Below are 7,368 nucleotides of genomic sequence, written 5' to 3'. Positions count from 1 at the left end.
ATCTGAATATTGTGGTAGGCAGCGGCTTCAGGGCGAAACCTCTGGATACTCAGGTGGATGACCGGCTTTATGTCATCAGAGATCCCAATATTTACAACGCGCCTGTCAGTTATGACTACCACAATGGTTCAGTCATTGATGAGTCAGCGCTCTACGATGCCACGGCCAACCTCGTACAGCAGGGAAATGGGGGGCAGCGAGCGGCGGCTCTCAATGCGCTGGACAGTCAGAAAGGATGGTATATCCGCTTTGAGGTGTCTGGAGAAAAACTATTGGGCAGGCCCACCGTGTTCAATAATGTTTTGACCTTTACTACCTATGCGCCTGGTGGCGGTGGTTCCAGCTTCCTCTATGTATTGAACATCGATAATGCCGGCGCAGTGCTTGATCTTGATGGTAACAGTCAGGTGGTTAAGGGCGACCGCAAGAGACAGCTTCGTTACAGTATCCTGACTCCAGCCCCTGTCATTCTTAACCGTGGCAGTCAAGGCGCAGATATCTGTGTGGGTGGGGAGTGTTTTCAGGATATTCTCAGGGAAGCGGGTTCGATACCTTTCCACAAAACGTTCTGGAGGGAAAATCAGTGAGAAAGGTAAAGGGATTTACACTGCTTGAAATCTTTATTGTGGTGACCATCATCAGTCTGCTTATCGGAATTATGGTTCCGTCGTATAACGAATATGTGTTGCAGTCACGACGCAGCGAAGGCATATCATCCCTGTTGACGATGATGCAGCAGCAGGAACGATATTTTACCGAACAACTGACGTATACCAGTGATCTCTCAAAATTGGGTTACACACTGGCCGGCCCCAATAATGTGTCTTCCGAGAATGGTCATTATCTGATCACTGCGACAGCCTGTGCTTCCATGACAATCTCCCAATGTGTATTGCTCACCGCAACCCCCCAAGGTGTTCAGGCTCCGGACGGTACCCTGACCATTAACAGCCGTGGTACCCGAACGCCTGTTAGTGCCTGGCAATAGCTTCTTCTCACCAGCAGCCCGAAGACGGTGCCGCCGCGCTGTTCAGGCTGCCTTTGACCCCGAGCTGATTCAAGGTGATGGTTCGACAGTCAGTATCGTCAATCTGGCTACTGCTGCTATTCGCCGTAGCCGTCAACGTATACGTGGTGTTTGTCCCTGTTACCGCAATGGTGTAATGCCCATCTGGAGAAGTAGCACCACCAAGATTGTTGATATCAGTGGTATAAGCATTATCGTAGGTGTAAAACTTTTCTTGTTCTGCCGCTGCCGTCATCAGGGCGACATGGGCATCCGTCCTGCGACTTTCAAAAACATATTGTTGATAGGATGGGATGGCAACAGCGACAATGATGCCGATGATAGCAACGACGATCATCAGCTCGATCAGAGTGAAGCCACTGTCTTCCATAGACATTGACCGGTTGTCCATAACTCAGCTCCTTAACATAATGTCTACTTGGGAATATTAAATATCTGTCGCCAGGATTGTCGCCCGTCATCCGTCAGCGTGTACTCCAGATCGGTGCTGGAAATATTACCGGCCCCTCCCTGAATAATAATGCTGGTTTTGCCATCACTGCCCTGGTGAATTACCGGAGCCGGAGCCAGACCTGCACCCAGGCTGATTTTCCTTTCGGAGATCGTGTTATCAGTAAAACCATTCGGAGTCAGCACTTTCTGAAGACTGGCGGGTATGGCCGTGCCTGTCTGGTAGTGCAGCGCATTCAGGTAGCTGGTGCCATCCACCAGACACTGATCGGCAGGGGGCTGGTATTCGCTAAACAGCAGCAAGGCAAAAGCATTGGCCGGGGAGCTAATACTTTTACCGGCAGGATCTTTGCCGTCATAGATCAGTCGATTTTTCCAACCGGCTTCGGTGGTCAGGGCGTTGCGAAGGGATTCAAAATTACTCACTGTCTTGCCCGCAGATACCGTAAAGCCGGAGGCCAGATCGCCATCGGCCTCCACCTTAATATCCGTGGTATCAATCAGGTTGCTGAAGGGCACTGTGCCATAAGAGAACACGCCACTGAGTCTGGGTTCTTTTACGCCAAAAAAGAATTCCTGCCGGGTATTAAGGCTGTCTTGCCGGGTCAACTCACGGCCAGTACCAACAAAGACCCAGCGTTCATTATCGCTGTTGGTCACCGCCGTCGGGCGGGCAGTCACAGGGCGCTGCGGGCGAGTTAATGTGCCCAGTGTCCAGTTAGCAGCCAGTGGATCTTCCAGATTGATCCTGAGCAGCTCGCCACTGAGATTGCCTGCGGTTTCCACACTGCCAAAGTAGATGGCATCGTCATAGTAATCCTGATCCCAGTCCACGGTGGTCATATGGCCGGCATAAGCCTGGGCGATACCGCTGTCCATGGGGTCAAAGGTGCTGAGAAAGCTTTTGCTCTTAAGGTCATAGACGAACACTTTCATGTTCTGGTCACTGGTGGCATCGTCCAGTGCCTGTCGTATACCACTGAGCCCCGTGCCGGTCGGACCAGAGCCAAAGGCCAGGTACCAGTTATTTTCGGTGGGAAAGTTATAGTCACCGGAAGCATCGGGTTTTCGCCTTTGTATCACCACGGGGCGGCCCGTGGTAAAGCCCAACTCCGGGTGAGTAATTTCTGCCATCAGTTTGGGAGGCTTTGTCGGGTCGGTGATATCCAGCATGACGTAGGCAGAGCGCATGGTTCGGGCAGCACTGTTCACTGTGACGTCAATGGGGCCGCCGCCCAGTCGCATACCCATGAGCAGGACTGTTCCCCAACCCTTGGGGTGTTCGGCATCCGCAGGGAAAATATTGGCGTCAAAAATCAGGGGCTCGCCATCCATGTAGTAGACATGGGGGTAATCCTGTTCTGTCAGCCAGCGAAGATGGGGTAAAAGGTTCATGGGAGCGTAGGCCCAGAGTTCTCCACCCAGAGGGTGCTGATAGGTATCAGAGGAATGGCTTAGTTCAAATTGCTGATTAGTGTTGTTCCAGAAGCCGGCATTGAAGGCATGAATCATCCCGTCATTGGCACCCACATACACCACCTGACGACGGTTTTCGTACTGTTTTTGAAACTCGATAAAAGTTGAGTCATTGCTGTTGAAGGGTTTGCTGTCAGAGTAATACCCTTCCGGTTTGGAGACGACGACGGGGTTGGAATGAATGATGTCGCCCAGGCGCCAGACTTCCATATCGCCATCATTATCGATGTCTACAGAGCGGGAGCGGTAACCCGGCTGATCTTCGCCGCGAATGTACTTCACCAGTTTGTCCGACTCCGACGCATTCACACCCAGATAGCCACTGTTGTTGCCTGTGAAGGTGGCAGAGACGAACGGTTGTTCCTCACCGCTATCAACATTGCCATTATTATTGGCATCCAGCCAGGTGAGAATGTGACGGCCAGTATTGGTCAGCGCCGTATAGTTTCTTTGACTGGTAACGTTGCTGACTTCCATCAAGCGTTTACGGGCATCCCAGACGGGTTTCAGATCGGTCAAATCCACTCTGCCGCCATCTGCTGTCAGTGTCACGCCGTTGTCGGAAGAGGTATATCGCTGAATGACAGTGGAATTACTGATGGGGTCGAAAGACAGGGTCACTATCCGGTCGGTTGCATAGTCATCGAGGGTGCGGTTCCCATTGGTGTCCTCACGGAAGTGACCTTTGGCATCAACAAACAAACTGTGAACCAGCCCAACCCAACTGATATCAATGTTATTGACGGTCACTTCGGGAAGAAACAGCCCCTGGATGGCTGAGCTCACACCGCTGGCACTGTTAGCCACCAGGGCAGCACTGGCACCGGAAGAGATGCGGCTGGCGATATCCTCAAGTATCTTTCCCAGCTGTTGACCCAGTCGGGCAGGGTTGCTGACGACAAAGTAATTATCAGGAATACCATCCGGATCCAGAGAGCCTGTCAGGTTGTTGCGGTTGTCCCACTCCTTGTCATCGGCGTCAGGAATGTTGTCACCGTTGGCGTCATGATTAGGCGTGCCATCGTTATCAAGGTCGTTAAAGCCACCGTACTTTGCTGCCATAAATAAAGGTTTTGGCAAACGATTGGAAACAGTCGCGTTTGGCGTGAAATTTTTGGTGACATCGGTAGGGGTTAACTCTGTGCCAGTGTTACTGAGGCATGAGGGCCCGTTGCCGCCTGTGGCTATGCGGTCTGACTCTCTGCAGGTTCGCATCAATAATGCCGACTCACTGTCACCATCATCGTAGCTCTGGTTTAACTTAGGGGTGTTGTTAATGTAATCGGAGTTGTATTCGGCATCCAGAACCATACCGCTATAATTCTGGACCCCCGATATGGAGTAGCCATACCTGAAACTGTTGGAGCCATTGAATGACGGGTCAAACAGACGCACGCTCAGATTATTGGTGGATGTGGTGATGGTATAAGAGGCTTCGGAGTCGGTATCACCATCTCCGCCAAAGGTTTCATCGGCCCAGCCTAAGCGCAAGGTAATGCTGTCAAGCAGGCCTGAACTGTCCAGGGTAAAGCTCTCTACCGTCTGGTCCAGATGACGGCAGGGGCGATAGAGTGTTTCGTCAAAACCATCTGCATAGTCAATGGTCTGGCAGATTGGGGTCAGTGACACAGTTTTGCGGTTGCCGAGGCCGTCAGGAACACCAAAGGTCAGTGTCGGAACTGTCTGAGCCAGTTCAACAGTATAAGTGGTAACCGTCTGGTTGCCCGCCAGGTTTGATCTCAGGTCGTGGGTTCGCGCGTAGTGTGCCAGACCGGCCATATAATAGCTGCCTTCATAGTGCGGAACTTCAGGACAAATACCCCGGGCATCAGACAGGCCATTCAGGTTTTTGGGTTCGCACTGTCGGATGCCACTGCTGCCGTTACTGCCGATGATGAAGGAGCCGGGAAACGAAAGACCAGGTTCAAGGTTACCGACATCATTGGTTAACCGGTCTAGTTGTGGGATCCCGGACGAGAGTATATCGCTAATATTGCTGTAGTCATCGCTATCGTAGGAGTTCTGTCCTGTCGATAACACAATAATGGCGCAGTTGGCACAGCGGCTATCAACCGTAAATGGATCCTGCCAACCGGGTTTTGGTAATCCCAGGTCCGAACTCACACTGTAATCGGTAGAAGGTCCGGATTCCCCTGCAAAGTAGCGGAGCGCTTCCAGGTAGATTTCTGACATGGGATTGCCCCAGTCTTTACAATTCACCGGGCTGCCAGAGCTGCAATTATATTTCTGGTCGGTGTAACTGTATTCCGAAATTCTGAAACGGTTGACGGTAGCCACCATGCCAGAATTGTTTATAAACTGCCCTGTGCTCTGATTGACTTCATCGCTGGCGAAAGAAATATTCTTGCGTATGACTCCGCCCTGAGTATTGCCGTCATAGCTGCCGGTAATGAGTCCAAACTTTACCTGGTCCTGATAGGTTTGAATCAGTCCCACCGGTTTTTTTGAGCTGCCATAGGTCTGGCAGCCACTATCGGTTGAGCCACTGTGACAGACATCGACCCTGACGTTGTAATCGGCATCCGATGAGCCCTGACAGCGAACCCGGTTTAAACCCGCCCAGTTTGGGTCATTGCTGCTTCTGACTCTCAACAGGGGAGCACCGTTCTGACTCTGGTTCAGATTACAGAGAGTAATGCTGGAAGTGTAAGGCGTGAAGTCATTGACATCCCCTCCCGTATAGATCTTGCTGAATGCATGGAAGTCGTAGGGGATTTCTGCCCTTTCCAGGGTAGTCAAGCCAGTGGTATCGGTCACTCTCATTCCGCCGTAGAGCACCTTACGGATCAGGTCGATCCGGGACATTGTCACCCAGTTTAAAAAGTTACCACTCCAGGGTGCGCCTGACGTGGTGCAGCTATGGCCATTGGCTCCTGTTGCTCTTACAGAAGGTTGAAAACGACTGCTGCTGTAGGTGTAGCACCAGTCTGATTCAAAATATCCATAGTAATCAATGGTGTCTTTGTAGGTGGTATCTATTAAGCCATCACCGTCTACATCCGTGTAGTCGCTGTAGGCTTTTTTGAAAAGTTCGTGATCAAAGGAGAGCGCAAAGAGCACCAGAGGGGGGGAGCTGGTGGTTCCCTGACTGGGAGTTGCAGCATAGTCCGAGGAGGCTGCAATGGCCTGTTGCGAGCTCAATGCTTGTAGCAAGCATGTCAGTAAACAGATTGTTAGCCAAAGCCTGTGTGAGAACTGTTTTCTGGCTGAAAAAAATGCAGACAGGCTGATCCCTTTTGACACGAACACTGTGAAAATCCTTTTATGCGAAGTTAACTCACCGTTTGTAGGTAGACTGTAACATGACCTGACTATTGAGGTTATCGACTGAAGCGAGCACGGTTACACGATAAAGCTTTGACCAGTCAGAAGGGTTGGCAGGATTGGGGCTGACCCCAAACAGGGTTCTTGGAACATAGCAGAGAAATTCTAAAATATAGCGGGCAGAGCTTCCTGAAGGCATGGTGGTGGCGGCAATGGTTTTGCCGGGGTCTTTCCAGAGCGCGGCGCTCTCCCAGGGACGGGCATGTCCGGCCCGACAGCTGATAATACTGTTGCGGTCAGAGCCACTGAAGCAGAGGCCGTTACTGCAATCACCGGCGAATGTGTTGATGTCATTACAACTGTTTTGATTTTTGATACAGCGTTCGGCCTCCAGCAGAACGGTTTCCGCAGCGACGAAAGCGGCCTGATGAGTCCGGTAGCTGGCTGACATTCTCTGCTCAAGGCTTGAGAATTGCACTGCTGTCAGGGTTGCCATCACCATCAGGGTAAGAAAGATCATGGTGTAGAGCAGAGCGCTCCCGTTTTCATCATGATGTCTTCTGATGCGGCTCATGATTCCCCTCTGTTTCTCAAGGCCATGGTCATGACGTATTCCTTTCGCAAAAAACGATCCGACTGAGCAACCTGTACACCATCAAAAAGATAGGTTCTTGGGGGCGCCGGTGAAGGTGCCGGAGCAGGGAGAATTTCTGTTTCACTGCGCGTCAGCAGATGAATGCGGATGGAGGTGGCCTGTAGCCAGTCAGCATGGCGAAAACTTCGATCACCGGCACTGATATAGCGGTTAGCAACCCCATCGTTATCGGTATCCAGACCATAATGAATTCGAATATCTTCAATACCATCCACGATGGCCAGCGCTGTGGGGTTGCCTGCTTCTTTTCTGAACAGGGTCGGCAGTCCGTTATCCGGTTTTACAAAATAACTCACAGATTCCAGCGGCTTCAGATAACCCGGGTTAAATGACAGAGCGCCGGTAGGGGTTGAACCATCATAACAACGAAAGCTGCCCTTGAGTTGATTGACACAATTGCTGAAATCGCCGCCACCGCTGGTGGTATGGGTGACTGTGCTGCCACTGATGGAACTCAGGGCTATCAGAGCTACCT

The 7,368-nt window shown here is 51.4% G+C and carries 6 protein-coding genes; 2 read left to right on the top strand and 4 right to left on the bottom strand.

Annotation, left to right across the window (positions count from 1 at the left end; translation table 11 throughout):
- Positions 1-587, top strand: a 587-nt coding sequence (locus KDK19_RS13700) for a hypothetical protein (RefSeq protein WP_257292176.1), incomplete at its 5' end; no start/stop codon positions are given.
- Entirely contained in the window at positions 584-988 is a 405-nt protein-coding gene (locus tag KDK19_RS13695; protein WP_257280487.1) for a type IV pilin protein, read from the top strand. The genes KDK19_RS13700 and KDK19_RS13695, both read left to right, overlap by 4 nt.
- A 7-nt stretch (positions 989-995) precedes the next feature.
- Here the strand turns inward: KDK19_RS13695 and KDK19_RS13690 are convergent, their stop codons facing one another.
- The 4 genes from KDK19_RS13690 to KDK19_RS13675 form a co-directional block, all read right to left on the bottom strand.
- Positions 996-1,418, bottom strand: a complete 423-nt coding sequence (locus KDK19_RS13690) for a type IV pilin protein (protein WP_306674516.1) — start codon at positions 1,416-1,418, stop codon at positions 996-998.
- A 23-nt stretch (positions 1,419-1,441) separates the two neighbouring features.
- Positions 1,442-6,115, bottom strand: a complete 4,674-nt coding sequence (locus KDK19_RS13685) for a pilus assembly protein (RefSeq protein WP_257292175.1) — start codon at positions 6,113-6,115, stop codon at positions 1,442-1,444.
- A 136-nt stretch (positions 6,116-6,251) separates the two neighbouring features.
- The gene (locus KDK19_RS13680) at positions 6,252-6,812 is read right to left on the bottom strand and encodes a PilX N-terminal domain-containing pilus assembly protein (RefSeq protein ID WP_257254783.1); all 561 of its coding nucleotides are present in this window, start codon (positions 6,810-6,812) and stop codon (positions 6,252-6,254) included.
- A partial coding sequence (locus tag KDK19_RS13675; RefSeq protein ID WP_257292174.1) for a PilW family protein occupies positions 6,809-7,368 on the bottom strand: 560 nt, incomplete at its 5' end. The genes KDK19_RS13680 and KDK19_RS13675, both read right to left, overlap by 4 nt.

Origin of the sequence: Endozoicomonas sp. ONNA1 (assembly GCF_024606325.1) — a bacterium.
In the GTDB taxonomy this organism is placed as follows: Bacteria; Pseudomonadota; Gammaproteobacteria; order Pseudomonadales; family Endozoicomonadaceae; genus Endozoicomonas_A.
This window is presented reverse-complemented; position numbering and strand designations above follow the sequence as displayed.